Origin of the sequence: Roseivirga sp. UBA838, assembly GCF_002296035.1 — a bacterium.
Lineage (GTDB): Bacteria > Bacteroidota > Bacteroidia > Cytophagales > Cyclobacteriaceae > Roseivirga > Roseivirga thermotolerans.
The window spans coordinates 36515-63484 of sequence record NZ_DBHC01000017.1; the positions used below are offsets into that span (position 1 = coordinate 36515).

21 protein-coding genes are annotated in these 26970 nt (G+C 43.7%); 8 read left to right on the plus strand and 13 right to left on the minus strand.

Annotated elements, in window-relative coordinates:
- Positions 1–111: 111 nt before the first annotated feature.
- From B3O12_RS05930 to B3O12_RS05940, 3 genes are read right to left on the minus strand one after another with little or no spacing between them, the layout of a single operon-like run.
- Positions 112–615 carry a Spy/CpxP family protein refolding chaperone gene (locus tag B3O12_RS05930; protein WP_286745284.1) on the minus strand — a complete coding sequence of 168 codons (504 nt, stop codon included), beginning with the start codon at positions 613–615 and terminating at the stop codon, positions 112–114.
- A gap of 4 nt (positions 616–619) precedes the next feature.
- Positions 620–1177 carry a hypothetical protein gene (locus B3O12_RS05935; protein WP_189630610.1) on the minus strand — a complete coding sequence of 186 codons (558 nt, stop codon included), beginning with the start codon at positions 1175–1177 and terminating at the stop codon, positions 620–622.
- Positions 1178–1207: 30 nt separating this feature from the next.
- Positions 1208–1747, minus strand: coding sequence for an RNA polymerase sigma factor (locus B3O12_RS05940; protein WP_189630611.1), 540 nt, complete (start codon positions 1745–1747; stop codon positions 1208–1210).
- Positions 1748–2002: 255 nt separating this feature from the next.
- Here B3O12_RS05940 and B3O12_RS05945 point away from each other — a divergent pair, with 255 nt between their 5' ends.
- Positions 2003–2464: a MarR family winged helix-turn-helix transcriptional regulator gene (locus tag B3O12_RS05945; RefSeq protein WP_286755642.1), complete on the plus strand. Its 462-nt coding sequence runs from the start codon at positions 2003–2005 to the stop codon at positions 2462–2464.
- Here the strand turns inward: B3O12_RS05945 and B3O12_RS05950 are convergent.
- Positions 2454–3575: a P1 family peptidase gene (locus tag B3O12_RS05950; RefSeq protein WP_286755643.1), complete on the minus strand. Its 1122-nt coding sequence runs from the start codon at positions 3573–3575 to the stop codon at positions 2454–2456. The two genes, B3O12_RS05945 and B3O12_RS05950, sit on opposite strands and share 11 nt — an antisense overlap.
- 105 nt (positions 3576–3680) lie before the next feature.
- Here B3O12_RS05950 and B3O12_RS05955 point away from each other — a divergent pair, with 105 nt between their 5' ends.
- Positions 3681–4913, plus strand: coding sequence for an MFS transporter (locus tag B3O12_RS05955; RefSeq protein WP_286755644.1), 1233 nt, complete (start codon positions 3681–3683; stop codon positions 4911–4913).
- Positions 4914–4967: 54 nt separating this feature from the next.
- Complete coding sequence (locus B3O12_RS05960) at positions 4968–5378, plus strand: heme-binding domain-containing protein (RefSeq protein WP_286755645.1); 411 nt, start codon at positions 4968–4970, stop codon at positions 5376–5378.
- A gap of 152 nt (positions 5379–5530) precedes the next feature.
- Here B3O12_RS05960 and B3O12_RS05965 read toward each other — a convergent pair whose 3' ends face one another.
- The 6 genes from B3O12_RS05965 to B3O12_RS05990 all read right to left on the minus strand — a co-directional run bounded on the left by B3O12_RS05965 (position 5531) and on the right by B3O12_RS05990 (position 14418).
- Entirely contained in the window at positions 5531–6451 is a 921-nt protein-coding gene (locus tag B3O12_RS05965; RefSeq protein WP_189630616.1) for a universal stress protein, read from the minus strand.
- A gap of 95 nt (positions 6452–6546) precedes the next feature.
- Positions 6547–7626 carry an aminotransferase class V-fold PLP-dependent enzyme gene (locus B3O12_RS05970; protein ID WP_286755646.1) on the minus strand — a complete coding sequence of 360 codons (1080 nt, stop codon included), beginning with the start codon at positions 7624–7626 and terminating at the stop codon, positions 6547–6549.
- Positions 7619–8812 carry an MFS transporter gene (locus tag B3O12_RS05975; protein WP_189630618.1) on the minus strand — a complete coding sequence of 398 codons (1194 nt, stop codon included), beginning with the start codon at positions 8810–8812 and terminating at the stop codon, positions 7619–7621. The genes B3O12_RS05970 and B3O12_RS05975 overlap by 8 nt, the downstream gene beginning before the upstream one ends.
- Before the next feature lie 393 nt (positions 8813–9205).
- Positions 9206–11458: an aminotransferase class III-fold pyridoxal phosphate-dependent enzyme gene (locus tag B3O12_RS05980; RefSeq protein WP_286755647.1), complete on the minus strand. Its 2253-nt coding sequence runs from the start codon at positions 11456–11458 to the stop codon at positions 9206–9208.
- Positions 11459–11595: 137 nt separating this feature from the next.
- A complete protein-coding gene (locus B3O12_RS05985; RefSeq protein WP_286755648.1) occupies positions 11596–13320 on the minus strand; it encodes an amidohydrolase in 1725 nt (574 codons plus the stop codon).
- A gap of 243 nt (positions 13321–13563) precedes the next feature.
- On the minus strand, positions 13564–14418 hold the full coding sequence (locus B3O12_RS05990) for a M57 family metalloprotease (RefSeq protein WP_189630620.1): 855 nt from the start codon (positions 14416–14418) through the stop codon (positions 13564–13566).
- Between the two features lie 211 nt (positions 14419–14629).
- Between B3O12_RS05990 and B3O12_RS05995 the strand changes: the two genes are divergently transcribed.
- Complete coding sequence (locus tag B3O12_RS05995; RefSeq protein ID WP_286755649.1) at positions 14630–17452, plus strand: S8 family peptidase; 2823 nt, start codon at positions 14630–14632, stop codon at positions 17450–17452.
- Between the two features lie 156 nt (positions 17453–17608).
- Here B3O12_RS05995 and serA read toward each other — a convergent pair whose 3' ends face one another.
- The 3 genes from serA to B3O12_RS06010 are packed head-to-tail and all read right to left on the minus strand — an operon-like array spanning position 17609 to position 22277.
- Positions 17609–19501 (minus strand): phosphoglycerate dehydrogenase, encoded by a 1893-nt coding sequence (gene serA, locus B3O12_RS06000; protein ID WP_189630821.1) that lies wholly within the window; start codon positions 19499–19501, stop codon positions 17609–17611.
- Between the two features lie 5 nt (positions 19502–19506).
- Positions 19507–19866 carry a hypothetical protein gene (locus B3O12_RS06005; protein ID WP_286755650.1) on the minus strand — a complete coding sequence of 120 codons (360 nt, stop codon included), beginning with the start codon at positions 19864–19866 and terminating at the stop codon, positions 19507–19509.
- Positions 19863–22277 (minus strand): penicillin acylase family protein, encoded by a 2415-nt coding sequence (locus tag B3O12_RS06010; protein WP_286755651.1) that lies wholly within the window; start codon positions 22275–22277, stop codon positions 19863–19865. The genes B3O12_RS06005 and B3O12_RS06010 overlap by 4 nt, the downstream gene beginning before the upstream one ends.
- 153 nt (positions 22278–22430) lie before the next feature.
- On the opposite strand from B3O12_RS06010, the gene B3O12_RS06015 reads away from it, so the two are divergent.
- From B3O12_RS06015 to B3O12_RS06030, 4 genes are all read left to right on the plus strand, one after another.
- Entirely contained in the window at positions 22431–22970 is a 540-nt protein-coding gene (locus B3O12_RS06015; RefSeq protein ID WP_286755652.1) for a KdsC family phosphatase, read from the plus strand.
- Between the two features lies 1 nt (position 22971).
- Entirely contained in the window at positions 22972–23817 is an 846-nt protein-coding gene (gene kdsA / locus B3O12_RS06020) for a 3-deoxy-8-phosphooctulonate synthase (protein WP_286755653.1), read from the plus strand.
- Complete coding sequence (locus tag B3O12_RS06025) at positions 23814–24665, plus strand: polysaccharide biosynthesis/export family protein (RefSeq protein ID WP_286755654.1); 852 nt, start codon at positions 23814–23816, stop codon at positions 24663–24665. The genes kdsA and B3O12_RS06025 overlap by 4 nt, the downstream gene beginning before the upstream one ends.
- Positions 24665–26970: GumC family protein (locus B3O12_RS06030; RefSeq protein ID WP_286755655.1), on the plus strand; the 2306-nt coding region annotated here is incomplete at its 3' end. The genes B3O12_RS06025 and B3O12_RS06030, both read left to right, overlap by 1 nt.

The following is a 26970-nucleotide window of genomic DNA, read 5'->3' on the forward strand; positions in this document are numbered from 1 at the left end:
GAACTGTCTGGCGCGTTAGAGGCCGGTGGCTATGTGTTTAAAAAAGAACCGACTCTGCTGCTTTATGGGCAACAGAGCCGGTCGGGTTTTGTTATTACGAAGTTTTGCCTTCTAGTGATTTTGCTGGGGAAAATGTCTGTTTCCTCCATTATCCCTATTAGGCCTGTCTTTATCGTCACTTATGCGCTTCATTAAAGACCGCCTGAAATCAGAATCTATTCGAATAACCATCCATATCTGATTTTTATCGAGTACTTCGTTAAAACGGGTAAGGTATTTCTTTTCCAGATCGAGTTCTGCCTGTTTTTGCTCCAGATATACCTCAAGCATTTTATCGGCATTTTCATCGGTCATGTTTTTCCATCCGTTAGCCCCCACAAGGTTTCTTTTTTGCTCGTTGTATTTTTTACTCAAAGCGTCTTTTTCCTTTTCATATTCGTTGAAAATGGGCCAGAATTTTTGTGCGGTTTCGCTGGTAAGTTGCAGCCTGTTCGACAAAAAGGCTATGCGGGCTGCTTTTAATTTTTCCCAGTCGTCAGAGCTTCTGCCATTGCGATCTTGTGCTACGACAAGGTTGCAGGCAATTGCCAACAAAAGTATATATGCGAATCTCATGATCTTAGTAGTCAAAATATTCAAAATGGTAATCCAGTTCTGCATTGGTAGTTAGCAGGTCAGCAAAACTATTAAGTTCTTCGGCAATTATTTCGTCCAGTATCAGATCGAACGAGTCTACATCGCTGAAAATATCGTTTTGAAAGGCCTGTTGTGCATTGAGGTAATCAATTATTGTATCGTCAGAGACCAGCTCCAGGCCTGATTCATTGTTTTCGGGCAGTGCTTTAGGCGAAAGAAAGTAAAAGCTTGCGATAAGCACTAAGCTTGCCGCTACGGCCAGCCAGCGCATTGGACTTTGCTTATAAAGCGGAACTACTTTACGTTCCCGGCCCACAGTTTTGGCCATTATTTCTTCCGTTAACTCTTCGAAGTAGTTTTGAGGAACCTCGAATGGAAGCGTCTTCAGCTTTTCGTTTTTGTAAAGCGTGCTGTCTTCTCTTTCTGCGGCTTCAAGTATGTCTTTATTTAGCCGATCGAAATAACCCTCCGGTACCTCGAAAATATTCTTGGCCAGTTCGGGTTGGTCTTCAAGCTTAATATGTCGGCCTTTTTTGTTCATGGTACTTTGATTTTCAAATGGTTAGAAGGTTTAATCTGCGTTCAGTTCTTCCTCTACTTTTTTAACAGCCAGGTGAAAGCTGGCTTTTAAGGCACCCACGCTGGTACCGGTTATTTCTGCTATTTCTTCGTACTTCAGGTCATCGAAGTATTTCATGTTAAACACCAGTCGCTGCTTTTCGGGCAGTTTTAATACGGCTTTTTGGAGTTTCATCTGAATCTCATCTCCGTTAATCAATTGACCGTGTGTCAGGTGGTTAGAAAGTTCTTTGTGAACATCGTCTATAGAGAGTGCAGTTCTTCGTTTAATTCGTTTGAGCTGATTCAGTGCTTCGTTGGTAGCTATTCGGTATATCCAGGTAAATAGCTGAGAGTTTTCCTTGAACTCATCGAGGTGTTTGTACACTTTAATGAAAACCTCCTGAGTCACATCGTCTGCATCGTCATGTGTAATAACAATCTTACGAACATGCCAGTACACCCGCTCCTGATAAGCCGAAACTAACTTCCGAAAGGCCCTTTCTCTTGTGGAGGGTTGCTTAAATTCGGTGAGTATTTCCTGTTCGTGCAAATGGTGAAGTTTTGGAGTTAGATGATACTGCGATTGAATGGTTTAATATAGCTGTACTAATTTACATTATGCTGCTGAATTTGAGGGGTTTTCTTACATTTGATAATGTGTACCTGCAGGTTTAGGACGTAAATTTTTTAATGTGTGTAATATTACGTTCAATGTACAAAACAAACCTGTGGTGTAATGTGTATTTACTGACGTGGAAGAATTAGTACAATGTGTTAATTTTAGGCGTCATCCAACCAAAGACCCATGGGAATCGCGGAAGATATAAAACAGGGCAAGGACTTTAAGAGTTCTTACGAAAAATTGATAGTTAACATTCTTTACACCAACGGCTGGTTGTTAGACAAGCAGAACAAGCTGTTAAAGACCTTTGGTATCACCTCTCCGCAATACAATGTAATGCGCATACTAAGAGGCCAGTATCCTAAACCATGTACGGTAAATACTATTATAGAGCGTATGCTGGATCGTATGTCGAATGCTTCCAGAATTGTAGACAGGCTGGAAACAAAACGGTTGGTTGAGCGCACTATTTGTGAGTCGGATCGAAGGGCAAAAGATGTGCTCATTACAGCTAAGGGGCTCAAAGTGCTGGAACAGGTCGATGAGGCGCTCGCATGCTGGATGAAAGGCTTCGAAGGTATTGATATTCAGTCGATAGAGGGAGCCAGCGAGGTGTTGGATGCTATGCGGGCCTCTATCGAGTAACTCCATATTTTTTCAGCAAGGGCAGTACTTTATCCATCGGTAGTGCTTCAATGGTTCGGCCGTTGCCTTCCATGCGTTTAGCCGCTATTAGCGAATTAATTATGGCTTCTTCAGTGGCTTCAATGGTGGCCATAAATAATGGCGATATGTTGTCATTTCTCAATACATCGCCCGTGTCGGTTGTATGAGCGGTTTGGTATGCAATTCTCATGTTTTCGGCTGTAGAGGCAGCTACTACATAGTCTCCACTACCGTTGGAGGCGATTCCCCCGGTTTTGGCCAATCCCAACATGGCTCTTTTGGCCAGCCTTTCCAGTTGTCTGGCATCCAGGGGAGCGTCAGTCAAAACTACAATCATGCATGAACCATCACTTTTCTCAATAGCACTCCTGAACGGGTACCGGTTAAGTTCTTGTCCTATGGGAGCTCCGGCAATGGTTAGGTTGCCGCCAAAGTTCGATTGTACCAGAACGCCCACCGTATAACCTCCCAATGTTTCCGGAATCCTTCTGGATGAGGTGCCAATACCTCCCTTAAACCCAAAGGCTATGGTGCCTGTTCCGGCTCCAACATTACCTTCGGTTACCGGGCCGGATTGTGCTCCCTGAATGGCTTTTATTACATGGTTTTCAGTAATGTGCATACCTCGAATATCGTTAAGGCCGCCATCGTTAGTTTCACCCACTACCGCGTTTACCGATCGTACATTTTCGTTGCCGGGTAGGTCAAGCGTATATTTGACAGTACCCTGTATGCCCATAGGTACGCTCAAGGTGTTGGTAAGAATAATAGGCGTTTCCAGGTTGCCTAACTCCTGCACCTGGCTGATTCCCGCGAGTTTGCCAAAGCCATTGCCAATATAAATGGCGGCCGGTACTTTTTCTTGAAATATGTTTCCCGCATGGGGAAGAATGGCGGTTACTCCGGTTCTTACAGTTTCGCCTTCAATGAGAGTGGTGTGACCAACTTTTACCCCGGGTACATCCGTAATGGCATTCCATTTTCCGGTGGGTAGGACACCAATAGTAATGTTGTAATCTCTAGCTCGTTGGCCTATGGCTAGGTGAGTAGAGAGGAACAGAAGTATCAGAAACATCCCTTGCCTTTTCATCTCATCAAAATAGAGATTATCTGTCAAATTCGGAGCTACAGATGGTATAAGTGGGCTCTTTTAGGAAGTTTCACTATATTCCGAGTGCTACTTTAATTAAAAGCTATGAATCACAAGGCCATCAAGCTTTCGTTGTACATCAACTATTTTGTTTTTGCCATTCTGCTCAATTCTGTGGGGATCGTTATTCTTAAGTCGCAAAAAGTTTTTGGGGTAGATGAGGTAGAAGCAAGCACTTTGGAGGGGTTTAAAGACATTTCCATAATGGTAACTTCTTTTCTTATCGCTTCTTTTCTACCAAGAATAGGATATAAAAAAGGAATGCTGACTGCCCTTGGGGTGGTGACCATAGCCTGCCTGGTAATGTATTTCGGTAATTCTTTTTTAACTACTAAGCTCCACTTCCTGATGGTGGGTATAAGCTTCGGTGTTATTAAAGTGGCTGTATACTCGGTAATTGGCCTGGTAACCAATAGCCAGAAGGAGCATAATAGTTTTATGAGCAATATAGAAGGGGTGTTTATGTTTGGAATTGCTCTGGCCTATTTTCTTTTCCCCGCATTTAATGTGCCTGACCAACCCAATGCATGGCTCAATGTATATTGGGTTTTGGCTGGACTTACTTCTGTGGCTTTTGTGCTGCTCTGGAAGGCACGGTTTGAGCACTCGTATGAAGCTCCCGGCAATAGCCTTTCGGCCGATTTTATGGAAATGATTTCTCTGATAGCCAAGGGTTTGGTACTGGTGTTTGTTGGAGCCGCATTTTTATTTGTGATGGTGGAGCAGGGAATAATGACCTGGCTGCCGACTTTTAACGAGAAGGTTATGCAGTTGCCTGAAAACGTGGCGATAATGATGGCGAGCATTTTGGCCATTTCGCTGGGTATTGGACGCTTGCTAGCGGGGCAGTTGTCGCGATTATTTTCATGGCATGTAGTTTTGGTAGTGAGCATATTAGGGGCAATGGCTATGGTGCTATTTGTGTTGCCTGAAGCTGTAAATGCCAATATAGATGGAGTGGAAACATTGGCGGATGTGCCCCTGATTGGCTACGCCTTTCCCTTGGTTGGCTTGTTTATAGCTCCCATATATCCATTGCTCAATTCGGCAGTACTTAGTGCATTACCTAAAAAGCTGCATAGTCCCATGTCAGGGCTCATTATTATTTTTTCAGCCTTGGGAGGTACCATAGGCTCTCGAATTGTAGGCTATCTTTTTAAAACACTGGGAGCCGAAAAAGCCTTTACCTATACGCTAATCCCTATGGCTGTTTTGCTTACCGCTCTGTTTATGCTTAAACGACTTACGGCAAGGGAGTTGGCTAACAAGAAATCTTAAACCTTTTGAAGAACCAATTGTCGAACCATTAATTTTTTAAACCTATAACAAACTATGAAAAACCAACTCAAAGCTATTTTTGGTCTCTCTGCATTGTTTTTTTTGACAAGTGCTTTTGTGGTAGCACCAAGCTCCAATGAAAGCAGGGATGCACAGGAGCAGGATGCTAAAATTGAACTTCCCGAAAATGTAAAAGCCATTGTAGAGAAGAAGTGTATGAACTGTCATAAACCCGATGCTCGTAATGAAAAGGCAAAAGAGAAGCTGCAATGGGTTAAGGTACCTCAAATGAATAAAGAGGAGCAAGAGCATTTTGTAGCTGAAATGTTCGAGGTTTTGGAAGATGGTAAAATGCCTCCTGAAAGAATGGTAGAGCGTTTTCCTGAAATGAAATTGACCGAAGAAGAAACCAAAACCTTGTTGGCCTGGGTAGAGAAAGAAGAAAAGCGTCTGAAGGGCAAATAGCCTATCAGTTTTTGGCCTTTGGCAAAGCCGGGCTAGAGAAGGAGCCTCTCAAAATTCCGGATTTTACTTACTCTTGAAGAGGAAAGCAGGAGTTTTGAGAAGCTCTTTTTTTATGGTTAACAAACCCGATCCGTGTGGTTATGAAAAACCTATTAGATTTCTTTAATCAGATCGATAAAGCCTGAGTTTTGCCCCTTAGGCCTTACCACCATCATAGGAATATCATTGTTGTACTGAATTAGTTGTTCAGCGCGACTTCCAATAAAGAGGGCAGTAGTAGATGTTCTTCCTTTTACGCCAATAAAAATAGCGCTCGGATTGTTTTCATGGGCAAAGTCTATGATATCCGTCACCGGATTGTCGTTGGTGTCTAATGAATAAACCACCTCAAGGTCTACCCCCTCATGGTCTATTTCTGACATGAATTTTTTGTAATCCTTTTCCGCATTGGCACGCATCACTTCGGCAAATTCCTCGTAGGTTTTGCCTGAGTAATGATAGCCCCCCGGCACTGTATATACGTTCTGACATACAATCTTTACTCCCGGATACTTACGGGCAACTTTAATGGCTTCTTCCATGGCAATTTTAGAGTGCTTGGAGAAGTCGCACGGAACATGCAACATGTTCACTGTAGGTTTTGCCTCTTCCGGAATGATGAATAGGTTACAGGCTGCTCTTCTGGCCAGACGGTTGGAAAGAACACCTCCTCCAATGAAGTTCTTGTGTCTCCCCATCATAATGAGATCTATGTTGTGTTTGTCTACAAACTTAAGAATGGCCTTAGACGGAGCTCCTTCTTTAATGTGATAGCTTGAGATATCTTGCAGATTTTTAGGGAGCGTATTTTTTACCAGTGTACTGATTTTACTTTTACGCTCTTCAATGGCCTTATCCTTAATTTCAGGGAAGTCTCGTAGTACCTCTTCCGGTATTTTTATCTCACTAATGCTGTTAAAGAAGTGAATCTCTTTGGTTTCATTGGTGGTGGCAATTACTTCCAAAAACCTCAGTAGTGTGCGGTCTGCATCTGAGGTATCCATCAAAACCATTATTTTTTCTCGTGAAGGCATAGACTAAGAATTCGGTGCAAAATTAATATTTGGTGAATATGCAAGGCGAATAAATATAGAAATAATATTCTTGGTTTTCTTCACTGGCCCTTGCCTCATAATTGATTGATAAGGTCTGCCAAAAGCTCTATTTGCTCTTTAGAATGTGTTGGAAATGATGCAATGCGGATTTGTTTTCCTTTGTATTGGCCATAGCCATTGCCGATAACCAAACCTTTGGCTTTTAGGGCATCAATAATCACGCTAGAGCTTCCTAAAGTATTGGCTACAGCCACCGTTTGAGACCTCAGGTGTTTTTCGCTGACAAACGGAGTAAGCTCAGGGTGTTGCTCCAGGGTATGGTACAATAAGGCCGACTTGTAGCGCGCTTCGTGCCTGATGGTATCAATGCCTTTTTCTAACATATCTCCGGCAACTCGGCCTAAAAGGTATATACCCAATACATTGGCTGTATAAGTGGTTTGCCCTTTTTCCGCATTCTTCACCAGATTTGGGAGTGCCATGTAACTGCCTATGCTCTGACCACTTTGTAGCTTACTTTTGGCAGCCTCTATTGCCCTGGGGCTCACAATCCATACGCCCAGACCTGCAGGCAACCCAAAGCATTTTTGTACAGAAAAATAGACGCTGTCCACCATGGAGAAATTCAGATCCGTTACGGGGAGGGCCGAAACACCATCGACAGCTATAAGGGCTTCTTTATGCTTTTGACGAATGGTATAAATACTTTCCGTAGGGAAGGCCACCCCGGTGGAGGTCTCATTGAGGGCCATAGTAATCAGTTCAGTATCTGAAGGAATAAGGTTCGGATTGGTATCCGGCAATTGGCCAAACGGGGCTTCGGCCTTTTCCGGACTCAGTTTCCAGTCGCTAGCAAAATCATAAAAGCGATTGGAAAAGGCACCATAGCAATAGTGAAAAGACTTTTGGGTGACGAAGTTTTGGAGCTGACGCTCCCAAATTTCTGTAGCCGAACTGAGGAAAAGCACACGGTAGTCGGCCGGAATATTCATGAGGGCTTTAAGGTTTTCTTCGGTTTGCCGGTAGTAGGCTTCGGCCTGAGCGCTGCGGTGATTGATTTCCATAACCTGCTCTTTAAGAGCGGCTTTTAGGTGTTCTTCTACCGTGAAATATAGAGCGGACGGGCCGGGGGTAAAGAATATTTTTTTAGGCATTGTTTTCTGCGGCTTTTAGTTCCTCAACATGTTGATGATAGTGTTTTCTTACAAAGAGAAAATAGAACACCAACGGGAACAAAAGTATCACTCCACAGATAAAAAACATCATGCCTATTCCACAATATTCGGCTACATAGCCAAGAGCAATTGAGCCAGCTCCAATGCCCAGGTCTACGGCTGAAAAGAAGGTAGCATTGGCGGCTCCTCTGCGCTCCATAGGAACCATATTGAGCGCCATGGTTTGCACCGTAGGCATTATGATGCCATTGCCAAAGCCAACTAATACACCCACAGCCATCAGTGGCCAAAAGCTATCGATATAACGCAACCAAATGAGCCCTGCTACAGTCACTAGCAGGCCTGTAGCTACCAAAGCAGAAGGGCCTCTTCGGTCCATAATTTTGCCAACAATAAGCCTTACAATCGCCACGCCTATGGCCATAAAAATAAAGAACAGAGCCCCTTGATTAATTTGCAGTTCATCGCTGTATATGCGTATAAATGAAATAATAGCCGCAAAAGGGAAAGCCCCTGTAAACATGACTACTGCAATGCGATTTACTCGCTTGTCGAACATTTTGGAGAGCTGAATTTTCGTTTCTCCGGTCTTGATTTTTGGCACTTTTACTACCAGAGCCAATACCAAAGCGGCCAGGGCTACAATGGCAGAAATGCTAAAAAGGTTGACGAAGTTGTTTTGGCCCATAATCTGGTCGCCTCCGTAGGGAGCTAAGGCAATGGCGAAGGTCATAGCCAGGCCAAAGTATCCAATGCCTTCTCCGCGCCTCGACTCAGGTATAAGGTCGGCTGCAATGGTGCTCCCCCCTGTGGTAATAGTTCCCCAGGCGATGCCATGAAACACCCGAATGATGAGTAGAATGAAAAAGGTCGAAGCCAGATGATAGGCGGCCGTAAGAATAGTAAAAAACAACAAAGCCCAAAGGTAAACCGATCTGCGGCCGTAGGCATCGAGTACATAGCCACAAAATGGCCTTACCAACAAGGCGGCCAGTGCATAAACGCCAATTATATAGCCCACCTGATTTTTGTTAGCATCGAGTGCGTTTACGGCATAAATGGGTAGGGTAGGGAGTAAAAAGTAAAAGGCCGAGGCCATTAAGAAATACGAAACAAAATGCAGGATGAAGTCCCGCGAGAGAATGTTGTCTTTATTTGGTGCCAATAGTCGAGTCGTGTCTAAACCTGCAAGCTACTAAAAAGTGGCTGGAAAACGTAAGATGGTGTACTTTATGAATGTCTGGCTGAAATAAGGTGCTTTTCTTTTTTCTTGAAACCAAAGGCTTCATAAGTTTGTATTATTAACAGGGAAAAAAGAAATACCCATTTGAGCTTAGACCAGTTTTCGAACTTTACAATTCTAACTCAAATACCGGGTGAATCCCTCTCAAAACAAGGCCTCATCCCGATTTTTCGGGACCTCGTACTTAGTGCAGGATAACAGTGGACTGTTGCGAGTTTAAAGGATAGCCCAAATCTTGTCTTTAATAGAGGTTCGAAAAGACCTCTGAGTTCTTATGGGTAAAATAAAAAGCCGCTTCAAAAGCGGCTTTTTATTTTAGGTGTTTCTGGTTAGAATTTCGTGCATAGCCGACACAAGCTCTTCTGCATTGGTCTTGTTAAAGCACATAGGAGGTTTCGATTTAATGACATTGTCGTGTGGACCATCTGTACTTACCAGAATGTGCCTGTTTCTCAATTCGTTCTTAATAACGGAGGCCAGTTGAGTGTGAGGTGTCAGGTCATCATCGGCAATAATCTCTAAGCCCAGAAACAGTCCTGAACCCCTAATGTCACCAATTTGAGGAAACTGTTTTGCCAGGGTAGTAAATAGATCCTTTTTATAATTGCCAACCTCTAAGGCATTTTTCTGTAAGCCTTCCTCTTCAATGGTTTCGAGTACGGCCAATCCTATTTCGCATGAAACGGGGTTTCCTCCAAAGGATGAGAAAAATTCCATGCCGTTATCGAAAGCATCGGCTATGGCCTGAGTACAAACCACGGCTGCCATGGGGTGGCCGTTGCCAATAGGCTTGCCCAGTACCACAATGTCCGGAGAAACCTCATGCATTTGGAAGCCCCAATAGTGGCTGCCCATGCGGCCAAAACCGGTTTGAACTTCATCGCTTATGTATAGGCTTCCACTGTTTCGTAGATGAGGGACGAGCTTTCTCAGAAAGCCATTGGCCAAAGGCACCTGGCCTCCGCAACCCACAATAGGTTCGGCAATGAAAGCCGCCAGAGGTTTACCCTGGCTCAAATGGTTAATATAGTCTTGTGCATAAGCTTCTCCAGCGCTTGCTCCTCTGTAACGTCCCCTGTAGGAGTTGGGGAGTTCGGCTTCGACAATATTTTCTGCACGCCCGGTTCCTCCTTTTCCCATGTATTTGTAGGGGCTTATTTGAATGCCAGTGCGGGTGTTGCCATGATAGCCGTGTTGTACTACCCCAATGTTCGTTCGGGAGGTGAAGTTTTGGGCCAGCCGAATGGCAAGGTCACTGGCTGCGCTTCCGGAGTTTACAAAAAATACACGGTTGAGGTGGTCCGGAAATTTGCTTAAGAGCTTTTCTGCATATTGGGGGAGTGCATCGTACAAGTACCGGGTGTTTGTATTGAGTTTTGCGATTTGACGTTGCGCAGCTTCTACAACTTTTGGGTGTTGGTGGCCTACATGCGGTATATTGTTATAGGCATCTAAAAACCGGTTTCCATGCCTATCGAACATGTATTGAAATATGGCCGACTCCATATGAATAGGTGTATTGTAACTAATGGAGAGTCCCTTGCTAATGAATTTATGACGATTGTTTATCTGGTTTTCAAGGGGAGGGGGGCTTTTCGGAGGATACGAACAGGCCTCGCGAAAAGTGTTTTCGGCAAGGACAGGTCCAATGGTTATCCATTTCTCTAAAAGCTTCCAGGCTCCTTCTTCACTAATTTGAATGTAAGTATTATGCGGCTGTGCTTTGGCCTGTTCGGCCGACTTACACACACTGGTAACCAATCGACCGGCTATTAGATAATATAGTAGGTTTAATTCTTCTTCTTGCAGTGGCATCACACTGTGATAGCCCTTAACCAGATATGAAGCCCACTTTAGGGGCTCTTCCTTATTCATGAGAGCATAGGTGCAGGCAATGGCTACTTCGTTGATAAGGGCTGAGTAGGAGGCATCACCAAAATCGATGATTCCAAATGCCGAATCGTGGACCAATACATTCCAGTCGTTGGCGTCATTGTAAATAATACTGTGCCTGAGATGGGGGAGTTTGTGGGCAACGTGTTGGCGCCACTCAATAATGTAATGGTCAACCAGCTTCTTTTTAGAGGGAGAGGTAATGTATTGTGCGAGAGGGGTTGCCAACTCAAAATTATCGAGGTTCCAAACGAGTCTGCGACTAGCTATGGCACTATTTTCAAAATTAATGAGTCGTTGGTCCATATGGCCCAGGAACTGCCCAAAGCTTTCAAACAGCTGAGGAGTATGTGTGGTTTCCGCCAAAAATGTTCCCTCAATATAGCTCATGAGTTGAAGGAGGCATTCTTTTCCGTTGAGCGAAACGGTGCTTAAAAGCTCATTGTTTTTGTTGGGGATGGTGGTTGAAATTTGTCGGCTATTCAAATGGTCTAGCTGACGAACGAGCGCAATTTCACCCAGCACCTCTTCCTTAACTCTCGGGGTGTTGGGATATACTTTTAACACGTAGTTGGCCTCGTGGCCAATAACTTTATAATTGTGGCTTATGTAGCCTTCCAGTTCTTCAATGGTTTTGACCTGAATCTGGTAATGAGTGAGGAGTAGCTCTTCCATATGTGTGCACTAAAGCTCGGAAACAAGGCCTAAATACCCAAGCCAAAGTGCGCATCAAAAGCCAGAGGGGCATAAAAAACCCGCTACTCACAGTTTTCCATGAATAGCGGGAATGTTTTTACGTTTTTGGAGGCCGATTAGTCTGCCTTGTAAACAATTTCTCCTCCCACCACAGTCATGCTTACTTTGGTTTTGAGAATCTCTTGCTCAGGAATGGTCATAATGTTTTTGTTGAAGATGGTAAAGTCTGCTGCTTTTCCAACTTCAATAGAGCCTTTGAAGTCTTCTTCGAACTCTGCATAGGCACCATCTAAAGTGTATGATTTAAGAGCCTGCGCCCGGGTCATAGCCTGGTCGGCTTCAAAGCCTTCTTCAGGAAAACCTTCGAGAGTTTTTCTTGAAATGGAAGCATAAAATGACGGTAGCGGATCCAGAGGCTCTACGGGAGCATCAGTACCATTACAAACTACAGCACCGCTTTGCATTAGTTTTTGCCATACATAGGCGCCTTCAACAATGCGTTCTTCACCGAGCCTGTCAATGGCCCAAGGCCTGTCTGAACTCATATGAATGGCCTGCATGGCGGCTACAATATTCATTTCTCCAAAGCGGGTAATGTCTTCTTCACTAAGGTGTTGGGCATGCTCTATTCTAAAGCGCTGAGCTCTTCGGTCAATGTTGGGGTATTTATTGAATGCTGCCTCGTAGCGATCGAGTATTTCTCTATTGGCACGGTCGCCAATGGCGTGAGAGCATACTTGAAAGCCGGAAGCAAGAGCTTTTTCAGATACTTCGGTTACGGTTTCCATGGGGAGGGTTTCATGGCCGTAGTGGCCGGGTCTGTCGGTATACTCTTCGAGCAACCATGCTCCTCTAGGGCCAAGGGCACCATCGCAATTCAGTTTAATGGACCTCACGGTGTGCAAATGATCGGGGTCTATCATCGGGCCTTTTTTGTACCACTCTTCCAGGAGTTGTGGCGATCGGCCTGTGAGCATGGTATACATTCTTACTTTGAGCTTGCCCTGATCTTTGAATCGCTGCAATCGGTCTATGAAATCCTGGCCGGAGCCGGCATCGTGAAAACTGGTAATTCCGAGTCTCAGGCATTCATCGATAGCCATTTGGAGCGCTTGTTCGGCTCTTTCTTCTGTTTCTGCCGGAACGAGTTTGCCTACTATAGAAGCTGCCCGTTCGGTAAATACTCCGGTAGGGTTGCCTAGTTCATCTTTAATAATTTCTCCTCCCTCTACTTCTCCCTGCAGGCTCTCAATGCTCAGGTTATTCACGCCCGCCAGTTCCATGGCTTTGGCATTGGCGAAGGCAGCATGGCCGCTGGCATGTCTCAGCCACACCGGATTGTTAGGGCTTACTTCTGAAAGTTTATCATGAGTCTGGAAGCCTTTAACCATGTGGTCGGGCTTCTCTATCCACTTATCTTGGTGCCAACCTCTTCCGGTAATCCAATCACCGGGTTGAGCTTTTTCAACCGCCTCAGCTACTTTTTCAACCAATTCGTCATAGGTTTTTACATACATCAGGTCCAGTTCCAGTTTGTTGTAGCCTACGCCCATCATGTGGGCATGCGACTCTATAAAACCGGGTGTCATGGTTTGTCCCTGCAGGTCTACCATTTCCGTGTCATCACCCTGTAGTTTCATTATTTCAGCTTTAGAGCCGGTGGCCATTATCATGCCGTTCTTTACGGCCACAGCTTCTACTTGTGGGTTGCTGTCATCTACCGTATAGATTGTTCCATTGTAGAAAATTGAATCGGCCTTTTCGCCACTGTTACAGGCTTGTAATACGAGTATTGTCAGTAGTAGGAGGGCTCCTGCTACTCTTCTCATTAATGTCTTCATAGGTTTAAGATTGAAGATGAAAAAGTAAGGCTATTTCCTGACTCGTGCAATGCGAAATGTAGGCAGCGGGGCTGGGTGAATTATTATAATGTGGGAGGGTTTGTGGATGAGGTGGTAAAAATAAAAGAGGCCATCAACGAAGCCGGATTAAATAACATCAGGGTTATGAAGGTGTTATTTAACTCAAAGCCTCTCGATTGGCCTCCTTTGTGTTGATTATTTACAGACTATGAAATCAAATAATTAGTACAGGTATTCCAAAGCAGCAATGTCATACTGCCCGAATTCACCATCTTCATTAGAGCTAAAGCATGATAGCATAATGGAGTTGGGGTCGAATCCGGTAGGAGTACCAGGGATGTGGATGGCACCTACACCTCCAGAACCTTCATTTCCTCCGGTGCCACAAGAGAGCGACCGGTTGAAGTAGTCGGTGTGTCTAAGGCCAAGGCAGTGTCCGATTTCATGGGTAATTACGTGCTCAGTTACATTTGTACCAAAGCTACTTGTACCCGACTGAATCTGAACATACTTGTAGGGGTTGCCACCGCTAGGGAACCCGGCAGACCCGCCACCGCCACCGCTTACACGGTACACTACTATATCGTATGGCTGATAGTTGGTGCCAAAAGTTAGTGTAAATGTAAGACCGGTATTCAGGGCGTTATAATTGTTAATGGCCCACTGCAAGGCAGTTCTCATGGTATTGTCCAGGGCGTTGCTGCCACCGGTATAGCCAATAACATTAATAGTGCGGGGAGCATTTACCAGGTTGGTGGTTCGGTACTGCTCACCAACCGCTCCTACGTGCTCAATTTTACTTTTCAGCATTTTCTCCAGGTTTTCCGGAGTAATGATGATGTCATTTTCAAGCACATAATTGCCGGCTTCATAAGCAGGATCCAGAACCTCAGAACTCTTTGACATTCTGATGTCGCTTACGTCAAAACCCAACTCGGTAAATTGGTTTTTAACGGTTTCGCTTATTTCCTCCTGTTGGAGCTCTGTTGGATCTTGATCTTCGGTACAAGAGACAGCAAAGATCATGATCAAAAGTGCGCTAAAGGCACTAAGCAATGATAGTTTTACTTTTTGCATTGTAAGTGATGTTTAGTTAATAATAAATGTTAAGGTTGAGTTGTAAATAATCAACAATTAATGTTAATAAAATATATTAAAAAATAAAACTAATTAATGTATTATGCTTGTACTTTAGTGTGAATTGCTGAAAAATGTATTTAAACTATTTAATTTGTGTATTAACATATCAAGAGGTTATTTAGTAATATCATTAATAAATTAAATCAACTTGAAGACTGTAGCTAATCGATTACTCTGTGCATTAATTGCCGTATTCTTTTGGGGGAATTCAGAGTTGGTTTTAGCCCAGGTTAACACTTCATATTCCTTTTTTGAAAGAGAAACAGGGCTAAAGGAAGTGAAGGCTCGACCTGATGATTTTTATGCTATTCAGACTAATTCACATGCTTCCTTACATGGGCTTAAGATACTTCGCCCACTTGCCAACGGATGGTTTATTATCGATGGCTTAGCGGCTAAAGCTATCGACCCATCAACCGTTCAATCGGTGTGGAAGGTTGGCAATTCCTGGAAACTCTCGGCCAATGTTGCTCTGGAAAGTACTATGGGCACATATGTGGTAAAGGGGCTTAGAACCGAAGCATTAAGAGAACGACTTGATGCAGAAGCGATTGATTACCGGTTGACTAACCACTCTGCATTTATTGTAAGGCTGACATCGGAGCAGCTGCAACATATTCTCCAATGGCCCGAAGTACATTATGTGGGCAATGAGCAGCTCTTTCCGATATGGGAGAGCAAGGTGTTAGATTTGAACCTTGTGCCCAACAGAGTAAGGCAATTGTTTCATCACTACCCCAATCTGAAAGGACAAAATGAGTTAGTCTCTATTAAAGAAAATGGGTTCGACCCGGATGATTTAGACCTTTGGGGCCGAAGTGTGACGACACCACGTACGGCCGAAGATACAGATAACCATGCCACAGAAATGGCCACTATTATTGCCGGAACCGGAAATACTTCGGTGTTAGGTTTAGGTGTGGCCTCCAAGGCTTCGCTTACTTCTTCTTTTCCACAAGACCTCTTTCCCGATGATCCAGAGTATTTTAATGATTGGGGTATCCATATTCAGAATCATAGTTACGGTACGCGCATTGAGAATTTTTACGGTGCTTTGGCTTCGGCCTATGACGAGCATGCCTGGCAAACACCATCTGTTTTGCATGTGTTTTCATCGGGCAACTTAGGTTTGGAAACAAACAGCGAGGGGCCTTATGCCGGGTTGACCGGGTATGCCAATTTATCGGGTAATTTTAAAATGGCTAAGAACACCCTGCTGGTGGGAGCTGTAGATACCCTTAATCGTCCGGTGTTGTTTTCGAGCAATGGTCCCACCTATGATGGAAGAGTTAAACCCGATTTAGTTGCTTACAGTATGTTTGGTTCGTCTAATTCTGCCGCGCTGACTTCTGGTGTAGCGGTGCTATTGCAGCAAAAATATAAGCAGATAAATAACGAACCAGCTCCGGCCGCTTTGCTGAGGGCTTTGCTAATAAATGGTGCTGATGATGTGTTTACGCCAGGGCCCGATTTTAAAACAGGATTTGGCAGCCTCAATGCTTTTACAACCATGAGAGCACTTGAAGAAGAACGGTATATATCAGGAGTGTTGTCAAATGGAGTTGTGAATAATCATACGGTCCAAATTCCGCCAAACATTAGTGAATTTAAGGCAACACTGGTTTGGACCGACCCTGCCGCTGTGGTGAATAGCGACAAGGCTATTGTTCATGATTTGGATTTCAAAGTTTTAGATGTGCAGAGTAACGTTTGGCAACCTTTTGTTTTAAATCCTAATCCATCCAATCTTTCCGATGAGGCTGTAACAGGTCGGGATAGCCTCAATACCGTAGAACAAATACGAATTTTGAACCCTTCGCCCGGTTCCTATACCTTGAGGGTGGAGGCTTTTAATCACTTGGGCGAAGATCAACCCTACGTTATTGCCTACGATTGGAAGGCGGCCAACCAGTTCAATTGGGTGTATCCTACGGGTTCTGATCATGTGCCTTACAACGGTGAGACCGCGGGTTATCTACGATGGAATAGTACGCTGGCTGCTCACAGTGGTGAGCTCTGGCTTACACTTAATGAAGGAGACACCTGGCAACAGATTGCTTCCGGCATAGACCTTCGGGCGGGTTTGTTCCGATGGCGTGCACCGGATACTACGGCTATTGCTCAACTCAAAATGGTTGTGGAGGGTAATGAATACCTTTCGGATGAGTTCGTGGTCCATCGTACCACTGTTCCCCGTATCGGGTATTTCTGTGGGGACTCTACTCGCATAGCCTGGAAGCAATTGCCAGCAGCGATGAGCTATGAGGTACTTAACTGGAACAATGGTTCCATGGAAACTGTGCTAAGCACTACCGATACGGCTGCGGTTTTTCAATCGGGTGGTTTGAACTCCCGGTTCCTCTCGATTCGTGCGGTACTAAAAAACGGTAAGAAAACTTTGGCCAGCCCGTCTGTAAACTATGAATTTGGAACGGGATGCTACTTGAATTCTTTTTTCATTACGGAGCAGCAAGAAGGAGGAGGAGTGGAGCTGGAGTTGGCCTTGGGAACTGTGGCGGGCATTGAGCAAATACGTTTTTTACACAGAGAAGGGGTGGAATCAATGAAAGAAATAGGAGTGGTTGCAGCCGGGAATTTTGGAACTACCATAACTTTTGTTCATGATAGTCCGGCTGATGGATATAATGGTTACAGGGTTGAGCTTCATTTCGAAAACGGAGAGCAAATTCGATCGGAAGAGTTAAGCACGTATTGGTTGAATAAAGTTTCGGCTGCGGTGTTTCCTAATCCTGTTGAAGCAGGGGGAGACCTGAATGTCTATCTTCGTGATAACCCGGTGACCCATCGAGCCTTTTTTACGCTCTACAATAGTTCCGGTCATGTGCTTCTTACCGAACCAATTGTGGCCAGAGGCTATAGTTTTAGAATACCAAGCCTTTCAAGAGGAATGTATTTTTATACCGTAACCAACGGTTTGAATAGTCAAAGAGGGAGACTGGTGGTGAAGTAATGAGCATCTAAATAGCGCATTGTCGCTTTGGCAAGTCAATGCTGAAATGAAACTACCTCACCTGGGTTTAAACGGTTTTGAGTTTTAGACCCAAACCGGAAACAGCCCTTCCATCGCTTTGAGACTTGTTTCTGATCTCTCCCTTACGGAGCTTGACTAGTATAGTACCCTGAACTTAATGGTGTGCTCAATCTTCTTCAGCGCAGTGATTAAGTCCTTGTCATAAGCCTTGTTGATGTCGGTGATCACATACCCAACAGTTTCATTGGTTTTGAGATATTGCCCATCAATGTTGGCATCGTGTTCGGCCAGAACTTTGTTGATTTTGGCCAGCACTCCCGGTTTGTTAGAGTGAATGTGAATCAATCGGTGAGCATTGTTCAGTTTCGGTAGGGTGATATTCGGGAAGTTCACACTCAACGCGGTATTACCGGTGTTGATATAATCCATGATTTTGTTTGGAACAAAATCCGCTATGTTTTCCTGGGCTTCCAGGGTACTTCCGCCAATGTGTGGAGTTAAAATGGTGTTAGGTAGGCCAATTAACTCCGACTCAAACGGATCATTATTGCTTTTGGGTTCTTCCGGGAACACATCTACACCGGTTCCCCTGATTTTGCCCGATTGTATGGCAGCTTTTAAGGCGGGCACATCCACTACCGGCCCCCTGGCCAGGTTGAGGAAAATAACCCCGTTCTTCATGAGGTCGAAGTGCTCTTTGGTAAAGAAGCCGGTGTTTTCCGGCCTTCCATCAATGTGCAGTGTTACTACATCGGCCAGCTGCAATAGTTCTTCGAGGCTTTCACATTTGGTAGCATTGCCCAGGGCCAACCGTTCTTCTATATCGTAGTAGTGTACTTGCATTCCCAGGTTTTCGGCTAAAACCGAAAGTTGTGAGCCAATGTTGCCATAACCGATGATTCCCAGCTTTTTACCCCTTATTTCAAAGCTGTTGCTGGCTGTTTTAGACCATTTTCCCCGATGCATATCAGCTGACTTATCGGGAATGCCCCGCATGAGCATAATGATTTCTGCTATGGCCAGCTCAACTACCGACCGCGTATTGCTAAAAGGAGCATTAAATACGGCCACACCTTTGGCAAGGGCGGCTTCTAAATCGATTTGATTAGTGCCAATGCAAAAGGCACCAATGGCCATCAGCTTGTCTGCCGCTTGTAACACCTTGGCTGTAACCTGTGTTTTGGAGCGTATACCAAGTACATGGATTCCCTTAATTTTTTCAACTAATTCATCTTCATCGAGGCCTGCCGGATAGCTTTCTACAGAGAAACCATCGGCTTTTAGTTTGGCCAATGCATTGGGATGAACATTTTCCAGCAGGAGCATTTTGATCCTGTTTTTGGGGTATGAAAGGGCTCCACTCATTTTATTATCAAAAAGAATTTCGTCAAAACTAGGGGCTATATGATCGGCATAGGCTTTTACCTGGTCGCGTTCTATATTCTCGGTAAAGGCATAGAACTTTTTGGCCACACCGGCTTTCTTAACTTCATAGTCAGTATAGCCATCGCCAATCATATGAATTTCGCCTTCGAGGCGCAACTGCTCAATTTGCTTTACCTTACCACCATTGGAGGAAAGGACATTTTGCCTGTTGAAATCAGTAATGTTTCCTGATGCATCGAATACAAAGTCATTGGCAAAAACGTGCTCGGCTTTTATTCCTAAACCGGTTACCACCGGCACTATGAACTCTTTAAAACCATTGGAGACAATGTAGGTTCTGTCGGCATATTGTTCAAAAAAGTGCTTGTTTCTGCTTACCGACCTGGAAACGAGTTTTTTTAACCGGGTCACCAGCTCGTCCAGGTGTTCTCTTCTGGCATCGAGCAGACGGATTCTAGCTTCTAAAGACTCACGTAACGATAACTCTCCGGCCATGCCCAAATCAGTGACTTCTTTTATTTTTTGAAGTCTTTCTACTTTTTGAGGGTGTCCTGTCAGGGCAATTTCTCCCAGAATATCGAGCGCTTCTACCTGAGTAAAGGTGCTATCAAAGTCTATTACAAAGTGTACATTGGTAGTTATTGTATTCATCGGTTTTCCTTGCCCATCATTAGTCGGCATTGGTTGCCAAAAACTGCAGCCACTCCTGCTGCTATACCACCCAACAGGCCTGTTATCAGAAGCAAGAGCACCACATTTCCATTCAGGAAGAATAGTGTCGCAATTTTTCTTGCCAGAATAAAGTCGTTCGGGTTAGATAGCAACCAGGCGTTGACTATCCAAAATAAGGCGATTGCCAGAAAGGGAACAAAGAAGACGGCTGCTTTTCGTAGGCGAACGATTGCACCACTAATGAAGCCTGCGAGCATAATGGCCCACCAGGGTAGAAATATGGAAAATGTGATGCCTAATACTAAGGTGAGTATAAAGTTGGTGAGCTTTTTCATTGTTTTGGGTTTAGCGTTTGGGTGAATAAAACACCGGTAGGGTTTTCGGCAGATTGCATAAATTGGAGCTCCAGATATTCGCCAGCAGCCCAAATATCAACCAGATCATCATAGTATTTGCTGCCCGGGTTGCCCGATTGCCCCCCCGGATACACTCCTAATGCTTTGGGAGGGTCAGACATTTCTACTATCATTCGCCAGGAAGGGCCATGATTTCTTGATGTAGCATTTACAATTCCGCTGTTACCCCCAATGGGAAGGTTGAAGCGTGAGAAAGCCGGTAAGGCCTGAAGCAGGTGACCTACGTAGGTAGCTTTGACATCACCCCAATTGTAATTACCCAGTCGTTCTTTCCAGGTGTTTAGCTCCTTTACTCCTTCTTTGAATGAAGCCACAAACAGATCGGTGGCAGTTTCTATTTCGGGGGTGTTTACTCTGTCCATAAATGGATCGTCAGGAAAGTTTTTCAAAAGGTTAATGGTTTGATAGGTGAAGGGAGGAACCATTGCCAGGGTATCTGTCCTCAACTCGTCCCAGACCATTCGGTTGAGTTTGCTCCACCAGGCTTCCCAAACACTGGCACCTTTAGAGTCAGTGTTGTTGTAGAAGTTCCATGCTTTGGCTTCGTTCAGATAAGCCAATTCTTCTTCAGACAAACCGTCAGTTGGCATTACTTTCAGCATATGAGGAAGCAATTCTGCGGCTTTTAGATTGTAGTTGTTGTTGTGCAGGTCTTTAAAGTCCTGAATGGTAAATTTCTTTTTAGACCTGAAGAAATCGTTTATTACCCGGTTTCTGTACATTTCGTACCCATCGTTGAATACGTAGTAAGGATAACTTTTGTCTACCGGGTGTTGGTTGGCCGAGCTCACAAAGCCTCTTTCCGGATTCTTTACATGTGCATTATGCGCCTGTGGAATCCATCCCTGCCAATCATGCTCAGGATTGGTTCCGTCCATTAAGAATTTACCCTGCCCCTTCCATTTATTAGGGAACCTTCCCTGAATCCATAAGGCTATATCTCCATCTCTAGAAGAAAAGACGAAATTTTGGGCCGGAGCTACAAAATGAACGAGAGCAGCTTCATACTCATGGTAGTTTCTGGCTCCGTTCAACTCAATTAAAGTTCTTTGATTATTTCCGCCCAAATGCCCTGTCCATTGCATGGCATATCCCATTTTCTGTCCATTGCCTTTAAAGGAGGCGTCATAACTCACGGGGCCATGGTGAGTGTATACAACCGTATCGTAAAAGGTCTCTCTTCCTCGTATAACAATCTCTTCTACTTTTTTGGTCGTTGGTTTCCATTGATTGTCGTGCCAGTATTCCTCTCTTTTTTCGTCTTTGAATTTTATTTTATACCAATCTCTTACATCACGTGTGGCGTTGGTAACTCCCCAGGAAATGTGGTTGTTAAAACCAATGACAATGCCCAGGGCTCCGGGCAAGGTAGCTCCAAAAGTGTTTTTCTCAGGGGTAGCGAGTTGCATTACATACCAAATGGAAGGAAGATTAAGCTGCAGGTGAGGGTCGTTGGCCAAAATGGCATTACCTGAATAAGATTTATCAGGCCCTACCGCCCAGTTGTTACTACCATTATCCGGGTTTGGTTTATGCAAAACATCAGTAATATAATCCATTGGAAAATCTCCTTCAGGAGTGTCTGGCACAGTAACTTCCCAATCACTCCAATCTGTTTCGGCTGGTATTACAGGGTCATTTACATCAAAAAAATCAGGGAAAAGAAAGTCGAAACGCCCTCTTCCATAGTTGTTGATAAAGTTGGTAAACTCAAGGTCAGTCTCATATCCGGCCAGCATGTCTGTCATATACATTAGCAGTAGAGCTGTTTTTTTGAGTGTCCAGGGCTCTGGAGCATAATCCAAAAGCTTATACTCAACCGGGTATTTACTGGGTAACAAAGACTCTATATAGCTATTGATTCCATCGCGATAAGCCTCCAGGTACCCCAAAATTTCCGGATCTTTCTGCATGTTTTCCAAGGCTTTTTCGGCTCCAAAGAGCATACCCTTTCTTCGCTGACTTCGGTCATAATCCAGGGCCGCACTACCCACAATTTCAGAGAGTCTTCCGGCCGATGCATGCGTTTGAAACTCCATTTGCCAAAGCCTGTGCTTCGCGGTTATATACCCTTGCGATCGGTATAAGTCTAAATTGTTTTGAGCAAAGACATGAGGGATGAGGTGTTTGTCGTAATGTACTTTAACGGGTGCTGAAAGGCCTTTAATACTGAGCTCCTCTGTGTTATCTTCAGAAACATCGTTTAACCAGATGCCTTGGTTGGGCGACAGGAACTTACCGAGAGGGGGTAAAGGGTCAATTTTAGTGTTTAGTGCTAGGAATACACTCAAAGCCAAAAGAAAGGATAGTAAGAATTTTAGAAGCTTCATTGTCGATGAATTTGTTATGAATATAAGGTGATTTTAATGCAAATAGCTACATAGAAAGAGAACAAGTTCCAACATGATGTCTTCCGGGTTTGGTGGAAGTGAAGGTTTCTATTGTGAGCTTTCTGCTAATCGTTCTACCTTTGTCAGATACACATGAAAGACTTTTCAAAAGAATTGACCGAGAGGGCCAAAAAAATCAGAGCTATTTTCTTTGATGTTGACGGAGTGCTAACCAATGGTAGTATTATTTACGACAACAATGGCTTGGAATCCAAGCACTTCAATGTGAAAGATGGTCAGATTATCAAGTACCTGAAGCAGTACCAAATCGCAACGGTAGTAATTACCGGGCGCGATTCCAGAGTAGTCAGAAACCGATGTAACGAGTTATCTATAGACAGGCATTACCACGGGGTTAAGGATAAAGGGGCGGTGTATGAAGACTTGAAAAAGGAGCTTCATTTACACGATAGTGAGATAGCCTATGTTGGAGACGATATTAACGATTTACCCATTTTGAGTAGGTGTGGATTGAGCTGTACTCCGGCCGATGGTCATTGGCAGGTAAAGGAACATGTTCATTGGGTACTGTCTAAAAAAGGTGGTGAAGGTGCTCTTCGTGAACTGGCCGATATGGTATTGTTGAGTCAGGGTAAGTATGAAGAAATTATTAACAAACTCTTGAAAGCATAAGATGAAAAAATTTGAGGAAGGGTTTCAACTGTCTGACAGTATTACGGTTGGCTCAGGTAAGATGGTTTTGTTTGCCGGACCATGCGCGGTGGAGTCTTATGAGGTGTGCGCGCGCGTGGCAGAAACCCTTAAGGAAATTTGCTTGAGGCTCGATATTCAGTATATCTTTAAGGCATCGTTTGATAAAGCTAATCGTACTTCGGCAAAATCCTTTCGAGGAGTAGGGTTAGACGATGGTCTACGAGTATTAGACCAAATCAAGCGTGATTTCCAGTTGCCGATAGTCACTGACATTCATGAGTCTTGCCAGGCTAAACCTGTGAGTGACGTGGCGCAAGCATTGCAAATTCCCGCTTACTTATGTCGCCAAACAGACCTGCTTTTAGCGGCTGGTGAAACCGGTAAAACGGTGAAAATCAAACGTGGGCAGTTTATGGCACCGGAAGATATGCAGTACGCAGTAAACAAGGTGAAATCTACAGGAAACGAAAAGGTTATTTTGACTGAAAGAGGAGTATCTTTTGGCTATCATAATTTGGTGGTAGACATGAGGGCACTTCCTGTAATGAGACAATACGCTCCCGTAGTTTTTGACGTTACCCATAGTGTACAGCAACCCGGAGGCATGGGAGGGAGTTCAGGAGGACAAAAGCAGTTTGCTCCCTATTTAGCCAGAGCGGCCGGAGCAGTGGGGGTCGATGGGTTCTTTATTGAAACTCATCCCAACCCGGAGAAAGCTTTAAGTGACGGGCCAAACATGATCCCTCTGCATAAAATGAATGATTTTCTGACCATGGCCAAAGCGGCCTTTGAAATGGGTCAGCAAGCAAATAATGACGTTGAATGAAAACAAGAAATAGAAAAAGCCCTTTAGCCCTAAAGCTAATGGGCTTTCTTTTTGTGGTACTTCTGGTAAGTAGCTGTATTCCCAATGAAAAAATTGTGTACTTACAGAACAAGGAAGACGACCCTGCTTTGGCCAATGATACATTGATTGAACTAAAGAGAATTGACTACCGTCTTCAACCCAACGACATTCTTCTGATTAACTTTTTTTCCAAAGCGACTCAAGCTGTTGAGGATTATTATCCGATTTTTCAGAGAAGAGCCATGATGGGGCTAGGTGGTGGAAATAACAATAATGGAAATAATATCCTCAATGACCCTTACCTGACTGGTTATCATATCGATAAAAATGGAGAAATAGAAATTAACGGTATAGGTAGAATAAAGGCGGCAGGATTAACTACCGATGAACTAAAGTACAGCATTGAAGATACTATTAGAACGAAAGATGGTGTATTGGATATTCTGGTTGGAGTTAAGCTTCAAGGAATTCCCTTTACAATTTATGGAGAGGTGGGGTCTCCTGGTAGCAAGGTAGAAAGGGTTTATGAGCTTACCTTGCTTGAAGCGATTGCCTCATCTGGAGACTTAACATTGAATGCTAATAGGGAACATGTGATTTTGTTGAGAGATTATCCGGATGGTGTTAGAATTCATGAGATTGATGTAACAGGCAGAGCTATCATTCCCACAGAGTACTGGTTTATTCAACCTGATGATGTGATTTATGTCCCTCCTTTAAAAATTCGTGAATTAGGTGTTGGTACCAGTGCTTTGCAAAACCTCTCAGTAATTGTTTCTGTTATATCCAGCACAACATTGATTATTAGCTTATTGACCAGATTCTAATGGCAGGATCCGAATTCGATTTTTTTGATGAAAGCAATACAGGTTCGGGCGGGAATTCAGGAAATATAGACCCTGTTCTTATCCTCATAAAAGTAATAAGGAACTGGCCAATTATTGTGCTTTCGTGTGTTATGGGGTTGCTGGTGGTTCTTATATACCATCGATATACAACAGAAAGGTATTCATTGAGAGGATCAATAATGATTCCGGAAGAAAACCCTAACATAGCCACGGGCTTTTTTCGTGAGTTTATTGGAGGTGGGTTTACTCCCAATTTTTTGAACGAGTTAGAAGTATTGAGAAGTGAGGATGTTACTGCCGCAGCAATTGACTCTTTAGACTTTAATATTGAGTATTATTCTAAAGGAAGGATTAAAACAATCGAAGAATATAAAACCCTTCCATTCTTAATAATTCCCAATGAAAACCATGCACAGGTCTACAACAGAGAGTTCCTTATTAGTTTTTATGAAAACAACGATTTCCGCTTAACCTTTGCAGATGATGAGGAGCATTCTAAGTCCCCTCTCTACAAACCTAACAGTATGATCCAGACGGAATCATATAGCTTTACGGTATTTTTCGAGCGGTCGGTTAGTTTGAATGGCAAGTCATACACTTTTAAGTTCAGAGAAAGAGAAGACTTAGTTAGAGAATGGAACTCTCGTTTGAACGTATCTTTTCTAAGAGAGTTTACAACCATTGCTGTGATTCGATTGAATCATTCTGAACCAAAGAAGGGAGCTAATTTTATCAATACCTTAATGGAGGTATATAGAAGCCAGGAATTAAAGAGAAAGAATGATCTGGCAGATAAAACAATTTCATATATAAACCGTGAGCTTAAGGTTTTAGATGATACGCTTGCCATATATGAGTCTATGCTGGATAGGGTAAAAGTGGAAGAAAGGACCCTAAACCTTGAAAATGTTGGGGACCCCATTTTGAACAGACTTACCGCTTTAGAAAGAAGAAAGGGCGAATTAGAAGGGTCAATTCGGTCACTGGAACAAAACCTTTTATTTCTTCAGGATAGCACAAAATGGCAAGATGCTTTCCCGCCAATAATGGTGTCGGAAAACCAACTTCTTACCAAGTCTTTTGAGAGGCTTCAGGAACTCGTTCTTGATCGGGCTAAATTATCGAATAACCTTGCTCCCTTTAACCCAATTATTAAGGAGAGAACCAACGAAATAAATGGGTTAGTTTCCTCAATTAAGACTAACGCCAGTCTTCAGATTGAAGAATACAAAGAAGAGCTACAAGTAATAGAACGAGATATAAAATCGTCCGAAAAAGAGTTTAGTAACTATCCTGAAAAGCAACGACAACTAAGCGATATACAGCGCATATACAATGTTTATGTGGGTATGTTTCAGTTCTTACAGCAAAAGCGTGCAGAAGCAGGAATTGCCAAAGCCAGCAATGAAGCAAATGCCCAAGTGGTAGATAAGGCTACACCTAATGTAAAAGCTATTTTTCCCAATAAGCCCTTTAATTATGTCGTTGGAGCCGGGGTAGGGCTGCTATTACCCCTTATGTTCTTTGTTTTAAGAGAAGTACTGAACGATAAGGTAGAGTTCAGAAAGCAGATCGAAAAGCTAACCTCAATACCGGTAATTGGTATGATTGGCCATAATAAGTATGAGGGCAACCTTGCAGTGCTTAAGCATCCTAAATCGATTATGTCTGAGTCCTTTCGGGCCATTCGATCGAATATGGCGTTTTTTGGAAGAGATCGAAAAATACAGACTGTCTTAGTAACCTCCAATGCCTCCGGTGAAGGCAAGTCTTTTTGTTCGCTCAATCTAGCTTCCATGTTAGCAGTTTCAGGCAAAAAAACAGTACTGATTGGTTTGGACTTGAGAAAGCCGAAACTCTATGACGATTTTGGATTGACCAACGACTTTGGAGTTTCCAACTATTTGGCCGGTTTTGTAGATAGGGATAAGATTATTCAAAAGACGGCTTACGAAAACCTAGACTTAATAGCTGCCGGGCCTGTGCCTCCTAACCCGGCTGAGTTGCTCATTTCAGATGAAATGAAGGAACTGATCCAGTATCTAAAGGATCATTATGAACAGGTGATTATAGATACACCACCGGTGGGTATCGTAGCCGACACATTCAACCTTACTCATCTGGCCGACCTCAATATTTTTGTGGTTCGCCAGAACTATACAGTAAAACAGGTATTTCCATTTTTGAATGATATTACCAAAAAAGGTATTGTGAAAAATGCCACTTTACTACTCAATGACTTTAAGGTAAACAGAGGCTATGGCTATGGTTACGGTTATGGCTA

What these genes read in the sequence shown, in the direction of transcription:
- B3O12_RS05930 (WP_286745284.1), bottom strand. Translation starts at nt 615, where the DNA reads ATGAGATTCGCATATATACTTTTGTTGGCAATTGCCTGCAACCTTGTC.
- B3O12_RS05935 (WP_189630610.1), bottom strand. Translation starts at nt 1,177, where the DNA reads ATGAACAAAAAAGGCCGACATATTAAGCTTGAAGACCAACCCGAACTG.
- B3O12_RS05945 (WP_286755642.1), top strand. Translation starts at nt 2,003, where the DNA reads ATGGGAATCGCGGAAGATATAAAACAGGGCAAGGACTTTAAGAGTTCT.
- B3O12_RS05950 (WP_286755643.1), bottom strand. Translation starts at nt 3,575, where the DNA reads ATGAAAAGGCAAGGGATGTTTCTGATACTTCTGTTCCTCTCTACTCAC.
- B3O12_RS05955 (WP_286755644.1), top strand. Translation starts at nt 3,681, where the DNA reads ATGAATCACAAGGCCATCAAGCTTTCGTTGTACATCAACTATTTTGTT.
- B3O12_RS05960 (WP_286755645.1), top strand. Translation starts at nt 4,968, where the DNA reads ATGAAAAACCAACTCAAAGCTATTTTTGGTCTCTCTGCATTGTTTTTT.
- B3O12_RS05965 (WP_189630616.1), bottom strand. Translation starts at nt 6,451, where the DNA reads ATGCCTTCACGAGAAAAAATAATGGTTTTGATGGATACCTCAGATGCA.
- B3O12_RS05970 (WP_286755646.1), bottom strand. Translation starts at nt 7,626, where the DNA reads ATGCCTAAAAAAATATTCTTTACCCCCGGCCCGTCCGCTCTATATTTC.
- B3O12_RS05980 (WP_286755647.1), bottom strand. Translation starts at nt 11,458, where the DNA reads ATGGAAGAGCTACTCCTCACTCATTACCAGATTCAGGTCAAAACCATT.
- B3O12_RS05985 (WP_286755648.1), bottom strand. Translation starts at nt 13,320, where the DNA reads ATGAAGACATTAATGAGAAGAGTAGCAGGAGCCCTCCTACTACTGACA.
- B3O12_RS05990 (WP_189630620.1), bottom strand. Translation starts at nt 14,418, where the DNA reads ATGCAAAAAGTAAAACTATCATTGCTTAGTGCCTTTAGCGCACTTTTG.
- B3O12_RS06005 (WP_286755650.1), bottom strand. Translation starts at nt 19,866, where the DNA reads ATGAAAAAGCTCACCAACTTTATACTCACCTTAGTATTAGGCATCACA.
- B3O12_RS06010 (WP_286755651.1), bottom strand. Translation starts at nt 22,277, where the DNA reads ATGAAGCTTCTAAAATTCTTACTATCCTTTCTTTTGGCTTTGAGTGTA.
- B3O12_RS06015 (WP_286755652.1), top strand. Translation starts at nt 22,431, where the DNA reads ATGAAAGACTTTTCAAAAGAATTGACCGAGAGGGCCAAAAAAATCAGA.
- kdsA (WP_286755653.1), top strand. Translation starts at nt 22,972, where the DNA reads ATGAAAAAATTTGAGGAAGGGTTTCAACTGTCTGACAGTATTACGGTT.
- B3O12_RS06025 (WP_286755654.1), top strand. Translation starts at nt 23,814, where the DNA reads ATGAAAACAAGAAATAGAAAAAGCCCTTTAGCCCTAAAGCTAATGGGC.